This is a genomic window from Pseudomonas sp. EA_35y_Pfl2_R5, assembly GCF_963970805.1.
In the GTDB taxonomy this organism is placed as follows: Bacteria; Pseudomonadota; Gammaproteobacteria; order Pseudomonadales; family Pseudomonadaceae; genus Aquipseudomonas.
Map to the genome: position 1 here is coordinate 78,766 of NZ_CAXAOW010000010.1, position 23,978 is coordinate 102,743.

The 23,978-nt window shown below is 62.4% G+C and carries 16 protein-coding genes and 1 pseudogene; 7 read left to right on the forward strand and 10 right to left on the reverse strand.

Features of this window, described 5'->3' with window-relative positions; translation table 11 throughout:
- Window positions 1–64: 64 nt before the first annotated feature.
- The 7 genes and pseudogenes from prmA to AACX99_RS16435 form a co-directional block, all read right to left on the reverse strand.
- On the reverse strand, window positions 65–943 hold the full coding sequence (gene prmA / locus AACX99_RS16405; RefSeq protein ID WP_339413455.1) for a 50S ribosomal protein L11 methyltransferase: 879 nt from the start codon (window positions 941–943) through the stop codon (window positions 65–67).
- Window positions 944–1,165: 222 nt separating this feature from the next.
- Window positions 1,166–2,515, reverse strand: a complete 1,350-nt coding sequence (gene accC, locus AACX99_RS16410; RefSeq protein ID WP_339413457.1) for an acetyl-CoA carboxylase biotin carboxylase subunit — start codon at window positions 2,513–2,515, stop codon at window positions 1,166–1,168.
- A gap of 17 nt (window positions 2,516–2,532) precedes the next feature.
- A complete protein-coding gene (accB, locus tag AACX99_RS16415) occupies window positions 2,533–2,991 on the reverse strand; it encodes an acetyl-CoA carboxylase biotin carboxyl carrier protein (RefSeq protein ID WP_339413458.1) in 459 nt (152 codons plus the stop codon).
- A gap of 22 nt (window positions 2,992–3,013) precedes the next feature.
- Window positions 3,014–3,463: a type II 3-dehydroquinate dehydratase gene (gene aroQ / locus AACX99_RS16420; RefSeq protein WP_160085619.1), complete on the reverse strand. Its 450-nt coding sequence runs from the start codon at window positions 3,461–3,463 to the stop codon at window positions 3,014–3,016.
- 385 nt (window positions 3,464–3,848) lie between these two features.
- Entirely contained in the window at window positions 3,849–5,615 is a 1,767-nt protein-coding gene (locus AACX99_RS16425; RefSeq protein WP_339413461.1) for a protein-disulfide reductase DsbD, read from the reverse strand.
- A gap of 137 nt (window positions 5,616–5,752) precedes the next feature.
- A pseudogene (locus AACX99_RS22250) lies at window positions 5,753–6,268 on the reverse strand (methyl-accepting chemotaxis protein); the annotation flags it as partial.
- Window positions 6,269–7,882: 1,614 nt separating this feature from the next.
- The gene (locus AACX99_RS16435) at window positions 7,883–9,502 is read right to left on the reverse strand and encodes a PleD family two-component system response regulator (protein ID WP_339413464.1); all 1,620 of its coding nucleotides are present in this window, start codon (window positions 9,500–9,502) and stop codon (window positions 7,883–7,885) included.
- 307 nt (window positions 9,503–9,809) lie between these two features.
- Here AACX99_RS16435 and AACX99_RS16440 point away from each other — a divergent pair, with 307 nt between their 5' ends.
- The 4 genes from AACX99_RS16440 (at window position 9,810) to speA (ending at window position 14,318) form a co-directional block, all read left to right on the forward strand.
- A complete protein-coding gene (locus AACX99_RS16440) occupies window positions 9,810–10,883 on the forward strand; it encodes a DUF2333 family protein (RefSeq protein ID WP_339413465.1) in 1,074 nt (357 codons plus the stop codon).
- 3 nt (window positions 10,884–10,886) lie between these two features.
- Window positions 10,887–11,423 (forward strand): NUDIX hydrolase, encoded by a 537-nt coding sequence (locus AACX99_RS16445; RefSeq protein WP_339413466.1) that lies wholly within the window; start codon window positions 10,887–10,889, stop codon window positions 11,421–11,423.
- 485 nt (window positions 11,424–11,908) lie between these two features.
- On the forward strand, window positions 11,909–12,280 hold the full coding sequence (locus tag AACX99_RS16450) for a translation initiation factor Sui1 (RefSeq protein ID WP_311089386.1): 372 nt from the start codon (window positions 11,909–11,911) through the stop codon (window positions 12,278–12,280).
- A gap of 124 nt (window positions 12,281–12,404) precedes the next feature.
- Complete coding sequence (speA, locus tag AACX99_RS16455) at window positions 12,405–14,318, forward strand: arginine decarboxylase (protein WP_339413468.1); 1,914 nt, start codon at window positions 12,405–12,407, stop codon at window positions 14,316–14,318.
- Window positions 14,319–14,532: 214 nt separating this feature from the next.
- On the opposite strand, the gene AACX99_RS16460 is transcribed toward speA, so the two are convergent.
- Window positions 14,533–15,888, reverse strand: coding sequence for a 3-oxoacyl-ACP reductase (locus tag AACX99_RS16460; RefSeq protein WP_339413469.1), 1,356 nt, complete (start codon window positions 15,886–15,888; stop codon window positions 14,533–14,535).
- 310 nt (window positions 15,889–16,198) lie between these two features.
- Here AACX99_RS16460 and AACX99_RS16465 point away from each other — a divergent pair, with 310 nt between their 5' ends.
- The gene (locus AACX99_RS16465) at window positions 16,199–17,476 is read left to right on the forward strand and encodes an acetyl-CoA C-acetyltransferase (protein WP_339413471.1); all 1,278 of its coding nucleotides are present in this window, start codon (window positions 16,199–16,201) and stop codon (window positions 17,474–17,476) included.
- 356 nt (window positions 17,477–17,832) lie between these two features.
- On the opposite strand, the gene ada is transcribed toward AACX99_RS16465, so the two are convergent.
- Window positions 17,833–18,858 (reverse strand): bifunctional DNA-binding transcriptional regulator/O6-methylguanine-DNA methyltransferase Ada, encoded by a 1,026-nt coding sequence (gene ada / locus AACX99_RS16470; RefSeq protein ID WP_339413472.1) that lies wholly within the window; start codon window positions 18,856–18,858, stop codon window positions 17,833–17,835.
- Between the two features lie 123 nt (window positions 18,859–18,981).
- On the opposite strand from ada, the gene AACX99_RS16475 reads away from it, so the two are divergent.
- Together AACX99_RS16475 and AACX99_RS16480 are read left to right on the forward strand one after the other, a co-directional pair.
- The gene (locus tag AACX99_RS16475; RefSeq protein WP_339413474.1) at window positions 18,982–22,488 is read left to right on the forward strand and encodes a response regulator; all 3,507 of its coding nucleotides are present in this window, start codon (window positions 18,982–18,984) and stop codon (window positions 22,486–22,488) included.
- 13 nt (window positions 22,489–22,501) lie between these two features.
- On the forward strand, window positions 22,502–23,689 hold the full coding sequence (locus tag AACX99_RS16480) for a response regulator (RefSeq protein ID WP_339413476.1): 1,188 nt from the start codon (window positions 22,502–22,504) through the stop codon (window positions 23,687–23,689).
- Here the strand turns inward: AACX99_RS16480 and AACX99_RS16485 are convergent, their stop codons facing one another.
- Entirely contained in the window at window positions 23,690–23,971 is a 282-nt protein-coding gene (locus AACX99_RS16485) for a DUF2218 domain-containing protein (RefSeq protein WP_090376619.1), read from the reverse strand.
- Between the last annotated feature and the right edge of the window lie 7 nt (window positions 23,972–23,978).

The following is a 23,978-nucleotide window of genomic DNA, read 5'->3' on the forward strand; positions in this document are numbered from 1 at the left end:
CTAAACAAGGCGGCTAGTCTAACGCAAGTGCTCGCTAATGCAGCAGCTGTGCGTGTTGGGGCGGTTAGCAGCGTACGCCACTGATGCGCACCCAGCCGTCTTTATCGGCGGTCGGATCCAGAGCAAAGGCGTCGGCATAGGCGGCGCGCACTTCGTCGGCCTGCTCGGCAAGGATGCCCGACAGCGCCAGGCGGCCGCCCGGCTTGACCAGGCGGGTAATCTGCGGCGCCAGTGCCACCAGTGGGCCGGCGAGGATATTGGCCACCACCACATCGGCCGGCTGTTGCGGCATATCGTCCGGCAGATAGAGCGGGAAACGCGCCGGGTCGATACCGTTGCGTCCGGCATTGTCGCGCGAAGCTTCGATGGCCTGGATATCAATATCGGTGCCGACTGCCTGCGGCGCGCCGAGCAGCAGGGCGGCAATCGCCAGGATGCCCGAGCCGCAACCAAAGTCGATCACGCTGCAATCCTGCAGGCTTTGGCCGTCCAGCCATTCCAGGCACAGCGCCGTGGTTGGGTGGGTGCCGGTGCCAAAGGCCAGGCCTGGATCGAGCAGCAGATTAACTGCATCCGGCTCTGGGGCAGCGTGCCAGCTCGGCACGATCCACAGGCGCTGACCGAAACGCATCGGCTGGAAACCGTCCATCCAGCTGCGCTCCCAGTCCTGATCGGCGATTACTTCGGCATGGTGTTCAGGCAACTCAGCATCGGTCAGCAGCTGCAGGTGCGCGAATACTGCGTTGGCGTCGGTGTCGGCTTCAAACAAGGCGAGTAGGTGGGTGTGCGACCACAGTGGCGTGGTGCCGAGGTCTGGCTCGAAAATTGGCTGATCTTCGGCATCCATAAAGGTTACCGATACGGCGCCGACTTCCAGCAACGCGTCTTCGTAGGTTTCCGCCTGCTCCGGGGTGATGGCGAGACGGACTTGTAACCAGGGCATGGCAAACCTCGTAAACGTTGTGACGTGATGGCGCAAATTGGCGCGCAGCTTACTTGAACGGGCGTGCGTGCTGCCAGTGTAGGGTGGATGTCGCTGTCTACATCCACCTGAAGGTGGTGGATGTCAGGCCTTGGAAAACGCTTCGCGGTTTTCCACCCTGCCGTCGGCAGAAACGACAAGGGCCGCCGAATGGCAGCCCTTGTCAGTGCGCTACGCCGAAGCTTAGTGCTTATCCATACCTAGTTTCTTTTCCAGATAATGGATATTCACGCCGCCTTTGCAGAAGCCCTTGTCACGGACCAGGTCGCGGTGCAATGGCACGTTGGTCTTGATGCCGTCGACCACGATCTCGTCCAGGGCGTTGCGCATACGGGCCATGGCCTCATCGCGGGTGGCGCCGTAGGTGATGATCTTGCCGATCAGTGAGTCGTAATGCGGCGGCACGGTGTAGCCGCTGTACAGGTGCGAGTCGACCCGTACGCCGTTACCGCCCGGGGCGTGGAAGTGCTTGACCTTGCCGGGGCAGGGCATGAAGTTGTCCGGGTCTTCGGCGTTGATTCGACATTCCAGCGAGTGGCCGCGAATCACTACGTCGCTCTGCTTGAACGACAGCTTGTTGCCAGCGGCGATGCTGAGCATCTCCTTGACGATGTCGATGCCGGTGACCATTTCCGAAACCGGGTGCTCAACCTGTACGCGGGTGTTCATCTCGATAAAGTAGAAATGCCCATCTTCGTAGAGGAACTCGAAGGTGCCAGCGCCGCGATAACCGATTTCGATGCAGGCATCGACGCAGCGTTGCAGCACTTCGGCGCGGGCTTTTTCATCGATGCCCGGTGCCGGCGCTTCTTCCAGTACCTTCTGGTGGCGGCGCTGCAGCGAACAATCGCGGTCACCCAGGTGGATGGCGTTGCCCTGGCCGTCGGAGAGCACCTGGACTTCCACGTGACGCGGATTGCCGAGGAACTTCTCCAGATAGACCATCGGGTTGCCGAATACCGAGCCCGCTTCGCTGCGGGTCAGCTTGGCCGACTTGATCAGGTCTTCTTCCTTGTACACCACGCGCATGCCGCGACCACCGCCGCCGCCTGCAGCCTTGATGATCACTGGATAACCGACTTCGCGAGCAATCGCCAAGGCGGTTTCTTCGTCTTCCGGCAGAGGGCCGTCGGAGCCAGGCACGACTGGTACACCGGCGCGCTTCATGGCGTCCTTGGCTGAAACCTTGTCGCCCATCAGGCGGATGGTCTCGGCTTTAGGGCCGATAAAGGCGAAGCCGGAGTTTTCCACCTGTTCGGCGAAGTCGGCGTTTTCCGCCAGGAAGCCGTAGCCGGGGTGAATGGCGGTGGCACCGGTGACTTCTGCGGCAGCGATAATCGCTGGAATCTGCAGATAAGACAGCGCGCCAGAAGCCGGGCCGATGCACACCGACTCGTCGGCCAGACCAAGGTGCATCAACTCGCGGTCGGCGGTGGAGTGCACCGCGACGGTCTTGATGCCCAGCTCTTTACAGGCGCGCAAGACGCGCAGGGCGATCTCGCCGCGGTTGGCGATCAGAACTTTTTCCAACATCGCTGGCTCTCCGTGGATCAAACGATGGTGAACAGAGGCTGGTCGTATTCCACCGGCTGACCGTTCTCGCCCAGGATGGATTCGATCACGCCGCTAGTTTCAGCCTCGATGTGGTTCATCATTTTCATCGCTTCAACGATGCAGAGGATGTCGCCTTTCTTCACGCTCGAACCGACTTCGACGAAGTTCGCCGAGGTTGGGCCGGAGGCGCGATAGAAGGTGCCGACCATCGGCGAGCGCACCACGGTGCCGTTCAGTTTGGCGGCAGCCGGGGCAGCAGCTTCGGCAGCAGCAGGGGCTGCAACTGGTGCAGCTGCAGGCGCAGGTGCCTGGGCGTACATCGGCTGTTGCATAAAGGCCGGCTGCTTGCTGTGACGGCTGATCCGCACGGATTCTTCGCCTTCGCGAATCTCCAGCTCGTCGATACCGGATTCTTCCAGCAGCTCGATCAGTTTTTTGACTTTACGAATATCCATAGTGGTTTAACTCCCGGTGAGGTCAGGGGCGCTTAAGTTCAAGTTGTTCGAGTGCAGCCTCCAGGGCCAGTCGGTAACCGCTGGCGCCAAGGCCGCAGATCACTCCCACCGCAACATCTGAAAAGTAGGAGTGATGGCGGAAAGCTTCGCGTTTGTGCACGTTGGACAAATGCACTTCGATGAATGGGATGCTCACTGCCAGCAATGCGTCACGTAATGCGACGCTGGTGTGAGTAAAAGCGGCAGGATTGATCAGGATAAAGTCGACACCTTCGCCTTTTGCGGCGTGAATACGGTCAATTAGCTCGTACTCGGCATTGCTTTGCAGGTACAGCAGATGGTGGCCTGCCTCGCGCGCGCGGCGCTCCAGGTCGAGGTTGATCTGCTCCAGGGTGACGGCGCCGTAAACCCCTGGCTCGCGAGTGCCGAGCAGGTTGAGGTTGGGGCCGTGCAGTACCAGTAAGGTCGCCATGATCCTTAATCCTTGTGTGTAGGGTCTGTTGACGCTTCAGCGCAAACCGCGTTGCTGCGCAAAATCTCGCCAGGCTAGGCGGAGGACGCAGGTAATGCTATTCCCTTGCCAAGTCCTCCAACACCGCATGGCGAGATTTTCCGCGCAACCCATAGGGCCGGGCCTGTTTGAGCGCGATGCTGCGTTTCTCGTCGCTTATTTGGAACAACCAAACTTCGCTTCTCGTGCCTGGCCTCGCGCTCAAACAGGCTCCGGCGCGGTCGTGCTGAAGCGTCAACAGACCCTATGCTGCGCAGGACTATGCCGCGACAGCGCGGGGCTGTCCAGTTCTCAGCAATAGTCGACACGATGACCGCAAATTGCGGCAAATATATGACTCGGGGCGTTAAAAACGTTCCCGCGCCGTGCTCAGGCGCGCAGCAAAGGTCGCTGCATCCACCTCACCTACGACACGCAGATCCAGCCATTCGTCACCCTTGGCGTCGAACAGCAGAATGGCCGGCGGGCCGAACAGCTGGTAGTGGTCGAGCAGGGCGCGCTGGGCGGGGTTGCTTTCGGTGATGTCGAAACGCACCAGCTGATAGTCGCCCAGCTGGCGGCCGACCTCCGGCGCGCTGAGCACTTCACGCTCGATCACCTTGCAGCTGATGCACCAGTCGGCGTACCAGTCGAGCAGCAGCGGCTTGCCGTTGTTCTTTGCGGCGAGCAGCGCGGCATCCAGCTCGGCGGGGGTGTTGATGGTTTGCCATTGGCCGGATTGCACCTGGGTAGCTTCGGCGCTGCTGAGCATACGGCCGAGCGGGCGCAGCGGGTCATCCTGGCCTTGCAGCGCGCCGACCCAGGCCACCAGGGCGTAGACCAGCAGTGGCAGGCCGAGCAGTTGCGCGAGTTTCTGGTGATGGGTTTTCGGCGTCAGTTCCAGCACGCCGAGCCACAGTGCGATACCTGCGGCCAGCAGGCCCCACAGCGCCAGGCTGACTGGGCCGGGTACCACACGCTCGAGCAGCCAGATCGCCACGGCCATCAGCAAGGCGCCGAACAGGTTGCGCACGGTGAGCATCCATGGCCCGGATTTCGGCAATAGAGCACCGCCGCCGACGGCGAACAGCACCAATGGCGCGCCCATGCCCAGGCCCAGTGCCAGCAGCTTGAGGCCGCCGCCGAGGGCGTCACCGCTGGCGCTGATATACAGCAGCGCGCCGGCCAGTGGTGCGGATACGCAGGGTGAAACCAGTACGCTGGACAGCACACCGAGCGCTGCTGCGCTGAAAATCGTGCCGCCGTGCAGGCGCTGGCTCAGGCGCTGCAAGCGGCCGTCGATTGCCGCTGGCAGGCGCAGTTCGAGAAAGCCCAGGCTGGCCGCGCCGAACAGGGCAAAGAAAATGGCAAACGGCACAAGCACCCAGGGCGATTGCAGGCGCGCCTGCAGATTCAGTTCCGCGCCGAACAGGCCCATCAGTGCGCCGAGGATGGCAAAGCTCAGGGCCATCGGCAGCACATAGGCCAGTGACAACACTAGGCTGCGCAGGCCGCCCGGCTGGCCACGCAGCACCACGCCAGTGAGGATTGGCAGCATCGGCAGTACGCACGGGGTGAAGGTAAGCGCCAGGCCGCCGAGGAAGAAAAGCGCCAGGTCGGTCCAGCTCCACGGCGTTGCCGCATCAGGTGCAGTGCTGCTGGCCGCTGCACCGCCGCCAATCGCCAGCACTTCGGTTTCCGGCGGGTAGCACAGGCCTTTATCGGCGCAGCCCTGGTAGTTGACGCTGAGGTTGAAGGGACGATTATCCGGGTTGTCGACCGGCACCTCGACATCCAGCACCTCGTAATACACCTCGACATCGCCGAAGTACTCATCATGCTTCGCCTGGCCGGGCGGCAGCACGGCCTGGCCCAGGCTGATATCGGCTGGCTCGCTGCTGAAACTGAAGCGGTGCCGATACAGGTAATAACCTTCGGCGGCGACAAAGCGCAATTTCACAGACTCGCTGGAGCTGCTGATCAGGCTCAGCTTGAACGCCTCGCGTACCGGCAGGAAGTCCGCGCTGTTGTTCAGGGGGGCGCCGAGTTGCGCAGGGGCGGGGGCTTTATCAAACAGGCCGGCGCTGGCCGGCAGTACGACCAGAAGCAGAAGCAGGCTGAGTAGACGGTGCATGGCAGGCTCGTGATGCGGGAATCGCCGCATCATAGCGGAGGCATAAGGCTGCGCGCATGCCTTAGCCTGTAAGCGGTCTTGTCTACAGGCTGGATGGTGCGCGACAGATTGCCGCGCCAGCGGCCGTAAACCGTCGGTTAAACCCTGAACGCCTGCACGGCGGTATGCAACTGACCGCCGAGCTGCAGTAGCTGGTCGCCTTGGTTGCGGCCTTCGCCGATACGCTGCAGGTTGTCACCGCCAAGTTGATGAATACGCTCGCTGTGGCCGCGAATCTCGCTGACTGCATCGCTCTGCTGCGCAGTGGCATCGGCAATTCGCTCGGCCATGCTGGCGATAGTGCGGATCGCCACGACGATTTCATCCAGCGCGCCATCGGCGGCTTCGGCCTGACTGGCGGTGGCTTCAGCGTGTTCGACCTGAGTGCGCATGGCTTGTACCGATTGCAGTGCGGCTTGTTGCAGGCGCCCGATCAATTCCTGAATCTGCGCCGTCGCGCCGCTGGTGCGTTGCGACAGTGAGCGCACTTCATCGGCGACCACGGCAAAGCCGCGGCCCAGCTCGCCGGCTCGGGCGGCCTCGATGGCGGCGTTGAGCGCGAGCAGGTTGGTCTGTTCAGCGATGCCGCGAATGACGGTCAGCACATTGCCGATGGTTGCGGTTTCTTCAGCCAGGCGTTCGATGGCCTGGGCGTTGCCCTGCACTTCATCAACCAGCGAGTGCAGGCCGGTAAGACTGTGGCCAATCACCTGCTGGCCTTGTTCCAAAGCGCGGTTGGCGTCGCGGCTGGCGTCGGCGGCCTGGCTGGCGTCGCCGGCTACTTGCTGAATAGTCGATTGCAGCTCGCCGAGGGCATCGCGGATCTGCGCGGTGTCGCCGGCCTGACGTTCAGCGCCACCGTGCAGACCGCCGCTGAGCTCGGCCAGGGTGCGGCTAGAGCCAACCACCTGTTCGGCATGCCGGCGAATGGTGCCGACCAGGTCGACCAGATAGGCACGCAGGCGATTTAGCGACTCTTCAATATCGCGCAGTTCGCGGGTGCGTGAATTGAGCTGGATATCATCGGCGAAGTCGCCGGCGGCCCAGGCGGAGAGGGCTGGAACCAGGCGTGTGAGCACGCGGGTGAGGCGCCGCTGGATAGTGTCGATGATCAGCGCGATCAACAGAATCAGGCCGATCATCAGACCGAGGATCAGCTGCACCTCGCCCTGAATGCGTCCGTGCTCGGCGCGTACCAGAGGTTCCAGTGCGGCCAGTGCCTGCTGCACCTGGTCGATCTGCGTGCGCGTGCTGGTAGCCAGGGCGCTGCGTTGTTCGATCAGATTACGGGTGCGTTGCAGTTCGGCCGGGTAGCGGCTGATCAGGCTGGCCAGGTCGCGTTTGAGGGCAATGCCACGGTCTTCGGCCTCGCTGCTCTCACTGCTGGCGTCCAAGCCCAGCATGTCGGCAAACGAATTGCTGGACGACTGGCTGGCATCGGCCACGCCGAGCAACGGCAGGTCACTGAGGGTTTGCGCCTGTTTGCCCAAGGCTGTCAGCTCGCGTTCGACTTCGCTGGCCAGCTCACTGCGGCCGCTGCGCACCAGCTTGTCGCGGGCATGGGCCAGGCGGGTGAGGTGGCGTGCCGCGCTAAACAGAGGGCTGTGATAAGCCGCGGCGGCATTGGCTTCGCTGCTGTCGGCGTATTGCGCGAGCTGCTCCAGCGTCGCGTCCATCTCGCGTTCTGCTTGTAACAGCAGGCCTTGCGGGTCGGCGGAGAGCTTGCCCGCGGCCAATAGCTGGTGAGCACTAAAGGCTTTGAGCTCGGCGAGGCTATCGCGCAGATCACCGGCCAGCTGCGTTGGCAGTTCCGTCATGGCCTGCTCGAGGCTGTCCAGCGATTGCAGAGCAGCGCTATGGCGCAGGGCGTCACCACTTTCCAGGTAGGCGCTGATGTTCTGCGCGGCTTCGCCCTGGAACTGCTGGGACAGGCTCAGGTAGCGCGCCATCAGCAGATAAGGGCGTTCCAGGGCGCGCTGCGACCACCAGAGGGTGACGGCCAGGGCCACGCAAACGGTGACCAGCAGCAGAGTATTGAGGTTGGTAAGGGATTTAAGGCGCATAGGGCTCGACCGACAACGAACGGTTCCGGCCGCCGACGGACGCGTCAGGGCGGCTGCTAAGCCTCAGAATTTATTGCTTTTTCGTGACCGTAATATGACGACGCCGATTGCGTCACAGTTTTCTGTCGGGTGGTTGGTGAACGCTCAGATGTGTCGGGACGAGTCTCAGCCGCCCTGATAGATCGCCACCTGGTTGCGCCCGCCGTGCTTGGCTACATACAGCGCTTCGTCGGCTTGTTGCGAGAGCAGTTTGCCGTCCAGTTGCGGCGCCAGCTGGGCGATGCCGCAACTGAAGGTGCAGGACAGGTCATGCGGCTGCGCCGAGTACTGGATTTCGGCGAAGCGCTGGCGGATGTCGTCGAGTACCCGGCGCGCCGATTCGGCATCGGTGTCGGGCATCACCACGGCGAATTCTTCACCGCCGTAACGGCCGATATGGTCGCTCTTGCGCAGGCGCTGCTTGAGAAACAGCGCCAGGCTTTTAATCACCCGATCGCCCATGGGGTGGCCGTAGGTGTCGTTGACCTTTTTGAAGAAGTCGATATCGATCATCGCAAAGCTCAGCGGCTGGCCGTCGCGTTCGGCACGGAAGCGCGCATCTTCGAGCAGTTGCAAGGTATGGGTGTGGTTATACAGGCCAGTCAGGCTGTCACGCACCATGCGCGCCTTGAGGCTGCGCGCGCGGGCGGCGCGGTTGCGTACGGTAGCGATCAGATGGCGTGGCTTGATCGGCTTGGTGAGGAAGTCATCGCCGCCTTCGCTCATCGCATCGAGCTGCTTGTCGAGGTCGTCTTCGGCGGACAGGTAGATGATCGGCACGCTGACATAACGGTCGTTGTGGCGGATCACCTGGGCCAGTTCCGGGCCGTTGCACTCGGGCATGTACATGTCGAGGATGATCAGGTCCGGCTGGAAATCAGCCAGATGGCTCATGGCCTGGATCGGCTCGATCAGGGTGCGGGTGACGATGCCGGCGCTGTTGAGCACGCGCTCGGTGTGCGTGGCCTGGGCCCGCGAGTCGTCGATGATCAGCACCTTGTAGGGCTCGTACTGCGAAACGTGGGTCAGCACTTCGATGCGCTCGAACAGGTTCGAGGCATCCAGGCTACCGGTGAAGAACTCCTGGCCACCGGCGCGCACCGCAGACAGACGGGTCATGGTGTCGGTGTCTTCCTGGCTGAAGAACAGCAGCGGGATCTGGTGCTCCAGGCCTTCCTGCACACTTTTTGCCAGTTGCAGGCCGCAACCGGGGCCAGAGAAGTCGACTTCCATCAGGATTGCCGCCGGGTGCCGTTCGCGCATGGCGTTGCGAAACGCGTTAGCGCTATCCAGAGCAATGGCAGTCATGCCGAAGAATTCCAGGCGCTGGACCAACTGTTCGGCGCGTTCCAAGTGCTGCAGGGCCAGGTATACCGGCTTGCGCAGCGGCGGCAGCACAGTTTGCTCGAAACGGTCGCCGTGGCGCAGGCCGGTGCGTGAAAGACGCTGCAACAGCTCATTGAGTTGACTGATCAGCTGACTGTTGAGACGGCCACGATTGTCGGCCACCAGTTGCAGGCAGCTATTGATTTCCTGGGCCAGTTGGCTGTGCTCGGCCTGATCGAAACGTTCGGCATAGCGCTGCAACAGCTGCGTGGCCTCGCGCAATTCGCCCATGCCGGCTTCGTTCCACTCACTGCGCTGCAGACGCTGCCAGACTTCCAATACCTGGCGCGCCTGATTGATCACGCGCTGGGCGAAGTGCTGCTTGAGGCGGTCGCGGCTGGGGTCTTCTTGCTCGTTCATGGCCCGGTTTCGGTAAGTGCGGCGCATAGCTGCAGGTGATGGCTTAGTGCTAGCAATGCTAACACCCGTTTGATTATTTGCGAGTGCCGTCGATCTATTGGCGTCGGCCTTCTGTCTATGACATCACAGATACGTAATCGGCTTCACCGGCGCTAAGTTTGCCCTTCGCCGCTGCGCAGCCGGCCATGCTTCCCTTATAGTGCAAGACAGTTGCGCAACCCTGCTTGAGGGTTGTGGTCGAATGAGCAGTCACCGGTTTGTGCAGTCCGGTCGCAGCTTGCTACTTGGGTAACAAAAGGACATTGCCATGCTGGATTGGAAGAATCGAACTGCCGGAGCGCATGCTGACGCGGCAGGCGCCGCCAACACCTCACCAAGCAAATCCACTGCAAACCGGACTACGCGCCTGATCGGTGGCCTTTTGGGGCTCTACCTGGTTGTCGCCTTGGTAGTGGGCTGGTACTGGAGCCAGGAGCCGGCGCAATTCTCCGTGCAGCAGCGCGCCGAGGCGGCTTCCCAGGCCCGTGGGCACAAGCTGGTGAATGGTTACACCACCGCCGAAACCCTCAAACAGGTGGCCAACACCTTGCTCGACAAGCCGGGCGGTTACCTGTCCAACGACCTCGCGCCACCGGGCTTGTGGCTCGACAATATGCCGAGCTGGGAATTTGGCGTGCTGGTGCAGGTGCGTGATATGTCCCGCGCGCTGCGCAAGGACTTCACCCGTTCGCAGTCGCAATCTACCGAGGACCCGGATCTGGCCAAGGCCGAGCCGCGTTTTCACTTCGACAACAAGAGCTGGGCGCTGCCGGCCTCCGAGGCTGAATACGCGGAAGGCATCAAGTCGCTGGACCGCTACCTGGCCCGCCTGGCTGATCCAAGCCAGTCTAATGCGCAGTTCTATACCCGCGCCGACAACCTGAACAACTGGCTGGGCGATGCCGCCACGCGTCTGGGGTCGCTGTCGCAGCGTCTGTCGGCCAGTGTTGGGCGGGTACGCTTGAATACCAACGAGGTCGATCCAGTGCTGGCTGAGGGTATGGTGCAGGCCGATTTTGTCGAAGGGGTGGACTACGAAACACCTTGGCTGCAGATCGACAACGTGTTCTACGAGGCTCGTGGTCAGGCATGGGCGCTGGCGCACCTGCTGCGCGCTATCGAGGTGGATTTCGCCGATGTGCTGGCGAAGAAGAACGCCACTGTCAGCGTGCGTCAGATCATCCGTGAGCTTGAGGCCGCGCAGGAAACCCTGTGGAGCCCGATGATCCTCAATGGCAGCGGTTATGGCCTGCTGGCTAACCACTCGCTGGTGATGGCCAACTACATCTCGCGCGCCAATGCCGGGCTGATCGACCTGCGCCAACTGCTGTCGCAGGGCTAAGCGGTGGCTTGGTCCGACGCTGAGGTGGCGCACCGTGCCGCCTCCGATGCCGAGCGCATCGCCTGGGTCGACGAGGAGGATCGTCTGCTCGGCGGTGTGTTGCGCAGTGAGCTGCGCGCGCGGCATCTGCTCGGGCGCGGCACCTACATTCTGCTGTTCAACAGTGCCGGCCTGCTCTGCGTGCATCGGCGCACCCTGAGCAAGGCGCTGTATCCCGGTTATTGGGATGTGGCGGCCGGCGGCATGGTGCTCGAAGGCGAAAGCTACGCCGAATCTGCCGCACGTGAGCTGGTTGAAGAGCTGGGTATCGAAGACGCGCCGCTGGTTGAGCATGCGCATTTTCTCTACGATGCCCCGGAAAGCCGCCTGTGGTGCATGGCCTATTCGGCGGTGTCCGATGCGCCGTTGCGTTTGCAGCCGGAAGAAGTGTTGGAGGCGCGCTTTATCTCCATTGACGAAGCTTTGGACGAGACCCAGCACCTGCCGTATTGCCCTGATTCGTTGGCCGCCCTGCAGCGTTATCTGGCGGCTATTGCGTAGGATGGGTTAGCCGTAGGCGTAACCCATCGCCTTGGCAGCATGAATATCGCTCGCCAACCCATATCCGGCCGTCACCGTCAGGCCCGCTAAAGCCGCGTGATTTATAGCTTTGTGCAGGATATCTGGACGTTTTGTTCGGCATCCCGCACAGCGTCGCCAATCCACCGATTAATGGCGCATTTTTACACTTAGCAGCTGCAGTTTTTGCCGTTACACTGCGCCGCCTTCAAGCCTTGGCCGTGTAATGCCAGGGTGCGCCGCCCCTGCATGAGTGGGGCTTCGCGGTCGACACCTAGAACCGTCTTGGATTTGCTGCGCTTCGGCGATACTGCGTTAAAAACAGCCTCGGAATGCTCATTTACATCCCGTAAGCTCCGCTTCCTCAGCTGTTTTTGCCTTGTCTCGCTCTAGCTCGCGAAATCCGAAACAGGTTCTTAGCTGCACTGTCGACCAGTCGCTATCCTGACCCCTTCGAGGACAAACCGGTGGTCAAGAAAGCTTCCTCATTCGCCGCCCTCAGCGGCCTGGTGTATTCCACCGACAGCGGCCGGCATTGCCCAGGCTGCAGCCAGCCGGTGGACGCCTGCATCTGTAAACAAACCCTGATCCCCGAGGGTGATGGCATCGCCCGCGTGCGCCGCGAAACCAAAGGTCGCGGCGGCAAGACGGTGACCACCATCAGCGGTGTGCCACTGGCCGAAGAGCCGCTGAAGGACCTCGTCAGCGCTTTGAAAAAGCGCTGCGGCTGCGGCGGTTCGCTCAAGGATGGTGTGATCGAGATTCAGGGTGATCACGTCGAACTGCTGATCGCCGAGCTGATCAAGCACGGCTTTAAAGCCAAGAAATCCGGCGGCTAAGCCAGTCTTTTCTAAACTTCCTCAGCTGGGCCTTGGTCACAGCTGAGCAATCGTCATTTCCAGACTTTAATCTGTACGCGTCTTGGCTGTGCCAAGGCCACTATCGCCAGCAAGGGAGACTTCGATGTCTGCACGACGCACACGCAAAGATGACGGCAGCCAGTGGACCGTAGCGGACAGCCGTAGCGTTTACGGTATTCGCCATTGGGGCGCGGGTTATTTCGCGATCAATGATCAGGGCCGTGTCGAGGTGCGCCCGAATGGCCCGCAAAGTACGCCGATCGACCTTTATGAGCAGATCGACGAACTGCGTTCCAGCGGCCTGTCGCTGCCGTTGTTGGTGCGCTTCCCGGACATCCTGCAAGACCGCGTACGTCAGCTGACTGGCGCCTTCGACGCCAATATCGCGCGTCTGGAATACCAGAGCCCGTATACCGCGCTGTACCCGATCAAGGTCAACCAGCAGGAAGCGGTGGTGGAAAATATCATCGCCACGCAGAACGTCTCCATCGGCCTGGAAGCCGGCTCCAAGCCGGAGCTGATGGCGGTACTGGCGCTGGCGCCGAAAGGCGGCACCATCGTCTGCAACGGCTACAAGGACCGCGAATTTATCAAGCTGGCGCTGATGGGGCAGAAGCTCGGTCACAACGTGTTTATCGTGATCGAGAAAGAGTCCGAAGTGCAGCTGGTGATCGACGAGGCGGCCGAACTCAAGGTCGCACCGCAGATCGGCCTACGCGTGCGCCTGTCCTCGCTGGCATCGAGCAAGTGGGCGGACACCGGCGGCGAGAAATCCAAATTCGGCCTGTCGGCCGCGCAGCTGCTTTCGGTGGTCGAGCGCTTCCGTGCGGCCAAGCTGGATCAGGGCATCCGCCTGCTGCACTTCCATATGGGCTCGCAGATCGCCAACCTGTCCGACTACCAGCACGGCTTCAAGGAAGCCATCCGCTATTACGGCGAGCTGCGTGGCCTGGGCCTGCCGGTCGATCATATCGACGTCGGCGGCGGCCTGGGGGTGGATTACGACGGTACCCACTCGCGCAATGCCAGCTCGATCAACTACGACATGGACGACTACGCCGGTGTCGTGGTCGGCATGCTCAAAGAGTTCTGCGATGCCCAGGAACTGCCGCATCCGCACATCTTCTCGGAAAGCGGCCGCTCGCTGACCGCGCACCACGCCATGCTGGTGGTGCAGGTCACCGATGTGGAAAAGCACAACGACGAGATCCCCAAGATCGAAGACGTCACCAGCCTGCCGGAAACCGTGCGTTATCTGGTCGAGCTGCTCGGCCCAACCGATATCGAGATGGTCACCGAGACCTACTGGCGCGCCACGCACTATATGAGCGACGTGGCCACTCAGTACGCCGATGGCAAACTCAGCCTGACCGAAAAAGCCCTGGCCGAGCAGTGCTACTTCGCCGTATGCCGGCGCCTGCATAACTCGCTGAAGGCGCGTCAGCGTTCGCACCGTCAGGTGCTGGATGAGCTGAACGACAAGCTGGCCGACAAGTACATCTGCAACTTCTCGGTGTTCCAGAGCCTGCCGGACACCTGGGCCATCGGCCAGGTGCTGCCGATTTTGCCGCTCAATCGCCTGGACGAAGAGCCGCTGCGCCGCGCGGTGCTGCAAGACCTGACCTGCGACTCCGACGGCAAAATCCGCCAGTACGTCGATGAGCAGAGCATCGAGACCAGCCTGCCGGTGCACGAAGTGCGCGAGGGTGAGGACTATCTGCTAGGGATCTTCCTGGTCGGTGCCTACCAGGAAATTCTCGGCGACATGCATAACCTGTTCGGCGACACCGACTCGGTGAACATCTACCAAAACCAGGATGGCAGCGTGTACCACGCCGGTATCGAGACCCACGACACCATCGAGGACATGCTGCGCTACGTGCACCTGTCGCCGGAGGAGTTGATGACCCACTACCGCGACAAGGTCGCCAGTGCCAAGATCAGCCCGCGCGAACGCACCCAGTTCCTCGATGCGTTGCGTTTGGGGTTGACCCGTTCGTCCTACCTGTCGTCCTAGGACGTAATCGATCTGCTGCGCGTCGGCCCTACTGCGTTAAGAACAGGCTCGGATGCGAGCCCAGTCGGAATGCTCATGTACAAAAGTACACTCCGCTTCCTCGCCTGTTCTTGCCTTGTAGGACTCTAGCTCGCGAGATCTTGAGTAGGTCTAAGTTCGCGCAGAATGCAAAAGGCCCCGCACTGCGGGGCCTTTTGCATTCTGCTGACGGCGATTAAGCCCCTAATAGGCTTTGCCCGCATACACGTAGCACTTGCGCGGTGGCGGCGCCCGAGCCCGGCTGGGCGAACCATGCCACGGCTTCGGCGACATCCTGCGGCAGGCCGCCCTGGCCCATGGAGTTCATCCGTCGGCCGGCTTCGCGGATGGTCAGCGGGATGGCGGCGGTCATCTGGGTTTCGATAAAGCCGGGCGCCACGGCGTTGATGCTGATACCGCGTTTAGCCAGCGTCGGCGCCCAGGCCTGGGCGAGGCCGATCACGCCAGCCTTACTCACCGCATAGTTGGTCTGGCCCATATTGCCGGCGATGCCGCTGATTGAGGCGATCAGCACCACGCGGCCGTTGTCGTGCAGCTTGCCGGCGTCCAGCAGGGCTTGGGTCAGCACTTGTGGGGCATTCAGGTTGACGTTGATCACCGAGTTCCAGAACTCGTCGCTCATCTTCGCCAAGGTCTTGTCGCGGGTGATGCCGGCGTTGTGCACGACGATATCGATGCCGTCCGGCAGCGCCTCGACCAGCTGCGCGGCGGCGTCGCTGGCGCAGATATCCAGAGCCAGGCTACGGCCACCCAGGCGTGCAGCCAGGGCATCAAGCGCGTCCTTGGCCGGTGGCACGTCCAGCAGCACCACTTCGGCACCGTCGCGGGCCAGGGTTTCCGCAATGGCCGCGCCGATGCCACGGGAGGCGCCGGTGACCAGCGCTTTTTTGCCGGCCAGCGGGCGGGTCCAGTCGTTGACCTGTTCGCCGCAGGCGTTCAAACGCAGCACCTGGCCGGAGATGTAGGCGCTTTTCGGTGAAAGGAAAAAGCGCAGCGCGCCTTCCAGCTGCGTCTCGCCGCCTTTGCCTACATAGATCAGCTGCACGTTACCGCCGCGACGGATTTCCTTGCCCAGGGAGCGGCTAAAGCCTTCCAGCGAGCGCTGCACGCTGGCGGCAATCGGGTCTTTCAATGTTTCCGGAGCGCGGCCGAGGATCACTACGCGCGGGCATTTATCCAGGCCTTTGAAGGCCGGCTGGAAGAAGTCGCGCAGCTCGATCAGCTGCTCGAAACGGCTCAGGTGGCTTGCGTCAAATACCAGAGCCTTGAGCTTGGGGCCATGCTCGGCGGTCCAGCGCGGCAGTTCAAGCTGGCCTTCGCGGGCGGCGAACAGGGCGTCGGTTAGCTTGTGGGCGAATGGCAGCACGGCGCTGGCCAGGCTGCCTTCGCCGCCAATCAGCAGCGCGCCATCTACCGGCCGGCTGCGCCCGGCCATCCAGCGCTCCAGCAGTAGCGGGGCCGGCAGACCGAGCGCGCTTACCAGACGGCGACCGGAGGTGGAGTTGGCAAAGGCGAGATAACGGTCGGACATGGGGCGGCTCCTGCACACAGATCAAAAGTGCGCCCACTCTACGCAGGCAGCAGAAATGCGCAATTGACCGCATCGCCTGCTGCACTGGCAAGGCGGCCAATGCGACACTGCGGTAACAGGTTAGCCTGTGCGCCATTCACTAGAACCCGTTCAATGTCTGCTGCGCGTTGGCCCTGCGGCGTTAAAAACAGGCTCGGAATGCTCATGTACAAAAGTACACTCCGCTTCCTCGCCTGTTTTTGCCTTGCAGGACTCTAGCTCGCGAGACTTTGAACAGATTCTAAGACCTATCCCTGCTCAGGAGTCTTCCATGACCCAGCCGCGTCGCGTCGCCATCGTTGGTGGTAACCGCATTCCGTTCGCCCGCTCCAACACCGTTTACGCCACTGCGAGCAACCAGGAGATGCTGATCAGCGCGCTGGATGGCCTGGTCGAGCGTTTCAACCTGCACGGCGAGCGCCTCGGTGAGGTGGTGGCCGGTGCCGTACTCAAGCATTCACGGGATTTCAACCTGACCCGTGAGTGCGTGCTGGGTTCGCGGCTGGCCCCGGAAACTCCGGCCTATGATCTGCAGCAGGCTTGTGGCACCGGTCTTGAGGCGGCGCTGCTGGTGGCCAATAAGATCGCCTTGGGGCAGATCGAGTGCGGCATCGCCGGCGGCGTCGACACCACCTCGGACGCGCCGATCGGGGTCAACGAGGGACTGCGGCAGATCCTGCTGCAGGCCAATCGCGGCAAGAGCACCGGCGAGAAGATCAAGAGCCTACTGCAGATTCGCCCGCGCCATCTGGCCCCGGCCATTCCGCGTAACGGCGAGCCGCGTACCGGGCTGTCGATGGGCGAGCATTGCGAACTGATGGCGCAGACCTGGGCCATTCCCCGCGATGAGCAAGATCAACTGGCCGTGGCCAGCCACCAGAAGCTCGCCGCCGCCTATGCCGAAGGCTGGCACGACGATCTGCTGACGCCGTTCCGTGGCCTGACCCGCGACCAAAATCTGCGCGCCGATATCAGCCTGGAAAAACTCGCCACCCTCAAACCCTGTTTCGAGCGCAGCCCGCGCGGCACCATGACCGCCGCCAACTCGACGCCGCTGACCGATGGTGCCTCCCTGGTGCTGCTGGCCAGTGAGGACTGGGCCAAGGCCCGTGGGCTGCCGATTCTGGCCTACTGGAAGGACGGCGAAGCGGCGGCGGTGGATTTTGTCGGCGGCAAGGAAGGCCTGCTGATGGCCCCGGCCTATGCAGTGCCGCGCCTGCTGGCGCGCAACAAGCTGAGCCTGCAGGACTTCGACTACTACGAAATTCACGAGGCCTTCGCCGCCCAGGTGCTCTGCACCCTCAAGGCCTGGGAAGACGCCGACTACTGCCGTGATCGCCTGGGCTTGGATGCGCCACTGGGTTCCATCGACCGCAGCAAGATGAACGTCAAGGGCAGCTCCCTGGCTGCCGGCCACCCCTTTGCGGCCACCGGCGGGCGCATTGTTGCCAACCTGGCCAAGTTGCTTTCGGTGGCGCAGGAAGGCCGCGGGCTGATCTCGATCTGCGCCGCTGGCGGTCAAGGTGTGACTGCAATCTTGGAAAAGTAATCAAACAGCCGTATCCGCATGTTGTGCGGGTACTGATGTATGCAACTCCGTGATTTGGAGCGGCCCACCGTAGGTGGTGCCGCTCTTTTTTTAGGTTCTGCCCCGTCATCTGCGCCAGGCCGTTTTGTAGGGTGGATTAGTGGCGCGGGCCCGGTGGGCGACGCAATGGCGGGATCAGTGCGCCACGTAACCCACCAAGCGGTGATCGAGTTGGCCACGCTGGTGGGTTACGGCGCAATTGGCTTGGGTATCGACAGATAGTCCGTGACCGTGCGCAATCCCCATGGATGGGGTGAATGCCGCAAGCCCGCAGGGAGCGGGCGCGGCCTAACCCACCCGAACTACCGCAGTCAGCCCTAATCCCTCTCGGCATCAAGCAGCGCCGCCTTGCGCGCCAGGCCCCAGCGGTAACCGCTGAGGCTGCCGTTGCTGGCGATCACCCGGTGGCAGGGCACCAACAGGCCCAGCGGGTTGCTGGCGCAGGCACGGGCGATGGCGCGTGGGTGGCTGCCCAGTTGTGCGGCCAGTTCGGCGTAGTTACGCGTCTGTCCAACCGGGATCTGCTGTGGGGCGCGCCACACCTGTTGTTGAAACGCCGTGCCGCGAATATCCAGTGGCAGCCGGGCGGCGTGCTGCGGTTCGCCTATTTGCGCCAGCACCTGGCGCAAGCTGTCACCCAGGCCCGCGTTATCCACATGCAGCTCGGCGGCAGCAAAGCGTTGCTGCAGTTCACTCAGCAGCAGCGTCGGATCGTCGCCAAACAGCAGCGCGCAGATGCCCTTGGCGCTGCTGGCCAACAGCAAGTGGCCGAGCGGGCAGGGCGCAATGCTGTAGCGCAGTTGTTCACCCGCAGCCTGTTTACGCCGTTGCGCCGGACTCAGAGCGGTCGCTTGTTGATACAGCGCACGGGTGCCTGAGTAGCCCGCGTTTAGCGCGGCATCCAGCACGCTGCCTGCCGCCGGCAACTGTTGTTCCAGCCGCGCGCGGCGTTGCGCCTCGCTCCAGGCTTTTGGCGTTAGTCCGGTACGCGCCTTGAAGGCGCGCGCCAGGTGCGAGGCGGACAGGCCGATTCGCGCTGCCAGCTGTGTGAGGGGCAGTGGCTGCTCGCTGGTGTTGAGCAGCTCGCAAGCGGCTACCACCAGTGCATCCAGTTGTTCGGCCGGGCTCTGCCCCTGCGGCGAGCAGCGTTTGCATGGGCGAAAGCCGGCTGTCGAAGCTGCGTCAGCATCGACATGAAAACTGACGTTTTCGCGCTTGGGCCGCCGCGCCGGGCAGCTAGGCCGGCAATAGATACCGGTGCTGCGTACGGCAAATACAAACTGACCGTCCCGCGCGGCATCACGGTCGCATACGGCTTGCCAGCAGCGGTTGGCATCGAGCATGGCGCGATCCTCCAATAAACATGGGCTGATTGTCAGCTGCGGCTGGCGGTCTGCCAATCCACATCTGACTTTCAAACTGCTGACTAAGCTGAAGAACACCTGCTCGCCCGCAAGGACGCCTGCATGCCGCGCCTCTATTGCCTGTTGCTGTTATGCCTGCTGCCACTGGCCGTGCCTGCGGCCGTATCGCTGAGTGAGGCGGAGCGCGCCTGGGTTGCCGAGCATGGGGTGGTTCGGGTCGGTATTGAGCGCAGCGGCTGGCCTCCGTTCGATGTGCTGGACAAGGAAGGCCGCCATAGCGGCCTGAGTGGCGACTACCTGGCGCTGCTCGGTCAGCGCCTGGGGCTGCGCGTTGAACCGGTGCTGCTGGATGACTGGGAGGCTGCCTTGAAGGCTTTGCGCAACGGCCAGGTCGATCTGCTGCCTTCGGTGGCCAAGACCGCCGAGCGCGAAGCCTTTATGGCGTTCAGTGAGCCCTATCTGACCAGCAGCAGCCTGATCTTTACCCGCAACGAGCTGGCGGTGCAGCGCGTCAAGGATCTGGCTGGCAGACAGGTGGCCATCGAGCGCGGCTATGTTTTACAGCAGGCGTTGCGTGAGCGGGTGGCGGGCGTGCGTTTGCTTGAAGTGGCAGACACCGAAGCAGCTCTGCGCGCGGTGTCGTCCGGACGCGCGGATGCCTATGTCGGCGACATGATTGTGGCCAGCCATCTGATTCGCGAACTCAACCTGACCAACCTCGAATTACGCGGCGAAACCGGCTTGTCCAGCAGCGAGTTTCGCTTTGCCGTACGCCCGGACTGGCCGCAACTGGTGAACCTGCTCAACCTGGCCCTGGACGACCTGAGCGACACCGAACGGGAGGCGATCAAGCAGCGCTGGTTGCCGCCGCTGACCGCATTCAACTGGCGGCGCCTGCTGGCCGTGGGTTGGCCCTACTTGCTCGGCCTGCTGGCGTTGGTAATTTTCGTGCTGGTGTGGAATCGCCGCCTGACCGTGCAGATAGCCGAGCGCCAGCGCGCCGAGGCCGAAGCCAGCCGCCAGCGCAGCACCTTGCTGGCGTTGATCAACGCGATTCCCGATCCGATCTGGTTCAAGGATGTCGATGGTTGTTATGTCGGCATCAACCAGGCCTGCGCCACGCTGTTTGGGCTGCCGAGTGAGGCGGTGCAGGGCCAGCATGACGAGGCGCTGCTCGATCCGGCTTGGGCCGCCTCGCGCGCCGAGCATGACCGCATCGCCAGAAGTCAGGCACAGCCGTTTGAAAGCGAAGGCTATTCAGTCTACCCGGATGGTCGGCGGGTGATCTTCGATACGCTGCGCACCACCTTCTATGACGAGCAGGGTCAGTTGCTCGGCCTGGTGGGTATTAGCCGCGACATCACCGCGCGCAAGCAGGCTGAGCAGGCCATGGCCGAGGCCAAGGAGCTGGCCGAAGAGGCGGCGCGCTTGAAATCGGATTTCCTGGCCAATATGAGCCACGAAATCCGCACGCCGATGAACGCGATTATCGGCATGTCGCACCTGGCCCTGAAAACCGAGCTGAACCCGCGCCAGCGCGATTATCTGGGCAAGATCCAGCAATCCGGCCAGCACCTGCTGGGGATCATCAACGACATTCTCGACTTCTCTAAGATTGAGGCCGGCAAGCTGACCATCGAACGCATCGATTTCGGCCTGCAACAGGTGCTGGAAAACCTCGCCAACCTGATCGGCGACAAGGTCGCTGCCAAGGGCCTGGAGCTGGTGTTCAACCTCGACCCGCAGCTGCCGCAGCAATTGGTCGGCGACCCGCTGCGCCTGGGGCAGATCCTGATCAACTATGCCAACAACGCGGTGAAGTTCACCGAGCAGGGCGAGGTCGAGGTGATCCTGCGCGTCGAGCAGCGCGACGCAGAGCAACTGCTGCTCTATCTCGGCGTGCGTGACACGGGTATCGGCCTGACGCCCGAGCAGATGGGCCGGCTGTTTGAATCCTTCCAGCAGGCCGACACCTCGACCACGCGCAAATACGGCGGCACGGGCCTAGGGCTGGCGATCTGCAAAAGCCTGGCTGAAGCCATGGGTGGCAGTGTCGGGGTCGACAGTCAGCCGGGGCAGGGCAGCCTGTTCTGGTGCCGGGTGCCGCTGGGTATCGCTCGCGAGCAAACCCAACGGCTGCTGCCGCAGGCCGATCTGCGCGGGCGCAAGGTGCTGGTGGTGGATGACAACGACAGCGCACGCCAGGTGCTGCACGACATGCTGGAAAGCATGAGCTTTCGCGTCGAAGCCGTGGCCTCGGGCATGGCCGCCGTGCAGCAGGTGCAACAGGCCAGCCTGCAACGTGAGCCGTTCGAGGTACTGCTGGTCGACTGGCAGATGCCTGGCATGGATGGCATTGAAACCCTGCGCCGGGTGCGCGAACTCAATCTGCAACCACCGCCGCACCTGCTGATGGTTACTGCCCATTGTCGTGAGGAGGTGCTGCTGGGCGCGGAGAAAGTCGGTGTCGAGGATGTGCTGCTCAAGCCGCTCAATTCCTCGCTGCTGTTCGATGCGCTGATCCGCATCCTGGTTGGCGAGGGTGCGGAGCAGAAATTAGCGCGTTTGCCGGTGGGTGAGCGGGTTGCCAATTTCAGCTCCTTGCGCGTGCTGTTGGTGGAAGACAACGAGCTGAACCGCGAAGTGGCCTGTGGCCTGCTGCAGGAAAGCGGCTTGCAGATCGATCAGGCCGAGCACGGCGGTGTCGCTCTGGAGCTGCTGAGCAGCCATGCCGACGGCTATTACGCTCTGGTGCTGATGGACATGCAGATGCCGGTGCTGGACGGCATCGCTACTACCGAGGCGATCCGCCGCGAGCCGCGCTTTGCAGGGCTGCCAATCGTCGCCATGACCGCCAATGCCATGCCCGCCGACCGCGAACGCTGCTTGGCGGCGGGGATGAATGATCACCTGGGCAAACCGATTGAGCCGAACGAGCTGTGGCATACCCTGGAGCGCTGGATGCCGATCCAGACTGGGCCGCTGGTTGATTCGCCCCGTGTAGCTGACATGGCCGTGGACTGGCAGCTACCGGGCGTGGATATCGACAGCGGCCTGCGCCGGGTGCTCGGTAAGCGTGAGCTGTACCAGCGCCTGCTCGGCAAGTTTGTCGCCAGCCAGGGGAATTTTCCCGCGCAGTTGCGTGCCGCGCTGGCGGCTAATCAGCAGGAAAGTGCCGAGCGTCTGGCCCACAGCCTTAAGGGGCTGGCGGGCAACCTAGGCGCGATGGATCTGGCGGCCCAGGCGGCGACTTTGGAGAGCGCGATCAAGGATGCTCGCCACGATGAGCTGGATGGCCTGCTTGCCGAGTTGCAGCAGAGCCTGGAAGCCCTGGTGGCGGCGATCAACGCACAATTTCCTGCCGCGCCGCCGCACGAATTGCTGGCGGTGGATACCGAGCAGTTGCTGCAACTGTGCCGGCAGCTGCAGCGGCTGTTTGCCGAGGATGACCCGCGCGCTGGAAAACTCTTCGATGAACAGGCCGAACTGCTGCGCAGCGCCTTTACTAGTGAATACGCGGCGCTGGCTGCAGCGGTGCGTGGTTTTGACTTTGAACAGGCGCTGGCGCTGCTGCAGGCCGCAGCCGCACAACGGCAACTGACACTATGAGTGGGGGGCGGTGATGGACAACATACTCGACCGGCCGGATCAGCCATTGGTGCTGGTGGTGGACGATACCCCGGAAAACCTTGAGCTGTTGAGCGCGTTGTTGCTCGATGATTACCGGGTCAAGGTCGCCAGCAGTGGCGTCAAGGCGCTGCGCATCGCTGCTGGCAGCCAGCAGCCGGACTTGATCCTGCTCGACATCATGATGCCGGAGATGGACGGTTACGAAGTCTGCCGCCTGCTCAAGCTCAACCCGGCCACGGCGGATATTCCGGTGATATTTCTCACCGCCAAAACTGAGGTGGCTGATGAGCAGCAAGGCTTTGATCTGGGCGCGGTGGATTACATCACCAAACCGATTAGCCCGCCGTTGGTGCTGGCGCGGGTAAAGGCGCAGCTGCAGCTCAAGGCCGGGGCGGATTTTTTGCGTGACAAAAGTGAGTACCTGGAACTGGAAGTACGCCGCCGCACCCGCGATATGCAGCGCCTGCAGGAAGTCACCATCGAGGCCATGGCCAGTCTCGCGGCCATGCGCGACAACCCCTGTGGCAAGCACCTGGCGCGCATCGAACCTTATATGACCACCCTGGCCACGGCGCTGGCCCATCAGCAGCCGGCGCTGACCGATGAGCTGAATCGCGAGCGCATCACCCAGCTGGGCAAGTCGGCACTGCTACATGGCATCGGCAAACTGGTGCTGCCGGATCGCATACTGCTCAACCCGAACCAGCAACTGCAGGGCGATGATCTGCAACTGCTGCACCGTCACACCGAAGCCGGGCGTGATGCCTTGCTGGCCGCCGAAGCCAAGCTGGGTAACGTCACTGATTTTCTCCGCGATGCCCGCGATATCATCTACAGCCAGCATGAATGCTGGGACGGCAGCGGTTATCCGCAAGGCTTGCTGGGTGAACAGATTCCGCTGACAGCCAGGCTGATGGCGGTGATCGGCACCTATGAGGAGCTGACCAGTCACCATCTGTACCGGTCGTCCTGCAGTCACGCCGATGCGCTTAGGCAGATCAGCGCGGCCAGCGGTACGCGTTTCGATCCCTCGGTGGTGCTGGCCTTTATCGAGGCTGCCGATGACTTCGCCAATATCGCCCAGCAGCTGGCCGACGACGCAGCGGCGATTCATGCCGAGCTGCAGCGCCTGGACGAGTCGCTGGGGGAACGCATCGAGCTGACCCTGCCGGCGGGTTGATCACTGCCAATCGAGGCTTAGCTCGGCCTGCCAGGCGAAGCGTTCGAAATGGCTGGTGACGACCTTTTTCAGGCTTTCCAGGCCTTCGCTGCTGGCGCTTTGTACGCTCAGGCGCAGGCCATCTGCTTCGGCCTGCAGCAGCGCCAAGCCGCTGTCGAATTCAATACGTCCTTGTTGTTCATCGAAACTCACCGGAATCTTGTGGGCGAAGTGTTTGCACAACCGGCTGATATAGCGGGCCGGTGTATCCGTGACGACATAGGCACTGGCGTTTAACTGCATGATTTTC

Excerpts from the sequence above, each read along its gene's own strand:
- prmA (WP_339413455.1), bottom strand. The coding sequence starts at position 943 with ATGCCCTGGTTACAAGTCCGTCTCGCCATCACCCCGGAGCAGGCGGAA.
- accC (WP_339413457.1), bottom strand. The coding sequence starts at position 2,515 with ATGTTGGAAAAAGTTCTGATCGCCAACCGCGGCGAGATCGCCCTGCGC.
- accB (WP_339413458.1), bottom strand. The coding sequence starts at position 2,991 with ATGGATATTCGTAAAGTCAAAAAACTGATCGAGCTGCTGGAAGAATCC.
- aroQ (WP_160085619.1), bottom strand. The coding sequence starts at position 3,463 with ATGGCGACCTTACTGGTACTGCACGGCCCCAACCTCAACCTGCTCGGC.
- AACX99_RS16425 (WP_339413461.1), bottom strand. The coding sequence starts at position 5,615 with ATGCACCGTCTACTCAGCCTGCTTCTGCTTCTGGTCGTACTGCCGGCC.
- AACX99_RS16435 (WP_339413464.1), bottom strand. The coding sequence starts at position 9,502 with ATGAACGAGCAAGAAGACCCCAGCCGCGACCGCCTCAAGCAGCACTTC.
- AACX99_RS16440 (WP_339413465.1), top strand. The coding sequence starts at position 9,810 with ATGCTGGATTGGAAGAATCGAACTGCCGGAGCGCATGCTGACGCGGCA.
- speA (WP_339413468.1), top strand. The coding sequence starts at position 12,405 with ATGTCTGCACGACGCACACGCAAAGATGACGGCAGCCAGTGGACCGTA.
- AACX99_RS16460 (WP_339413469.1), bottom strand. The coding sequence starts at position 15,888 with ATGTCCGACCGTTATCTCGCCTTTGCCAACTCCACCTCCGGTCGCCGT.
- AACX99_RS16465 (WP_339413471.1), top strand. The coding sequence starts at position 16,199 with ATGACCCAGCCGCGTCGCGTCGCCATCGTTGGTGGTAACCGCATTCCG.
- ada (WP_339413472.1), bottom strand. The coding sequence starts at position 18,858 with ATGCTCGATGCCAACCGCTGCTGGCAAGCCGTATGCGACCGTGATGCC.
- AACX99_RS16475 (WP_339413474.1), top strand. The coding sequence starts at position 18,982 with ATGCCGCGCCTCTATTGCCTGTTGCTGTTATGCCTGCTGCCACTGGCC.
- AACX99_RS16480 (WP_339413476.1), top strand. The coding sequence starts at position 22,502 with ATGGACAACATACTCGACCGGCCGGATCAGCCATTGGTGCTGGTGGTG.
- AACX99_RS16485 (WP_090376619.1), bottom strand. The coding sequence starts at position 23,971 with ATGCAGTTAAACGCCAGTGCCTATGTCGTCACGGATACACCGGCCCGC.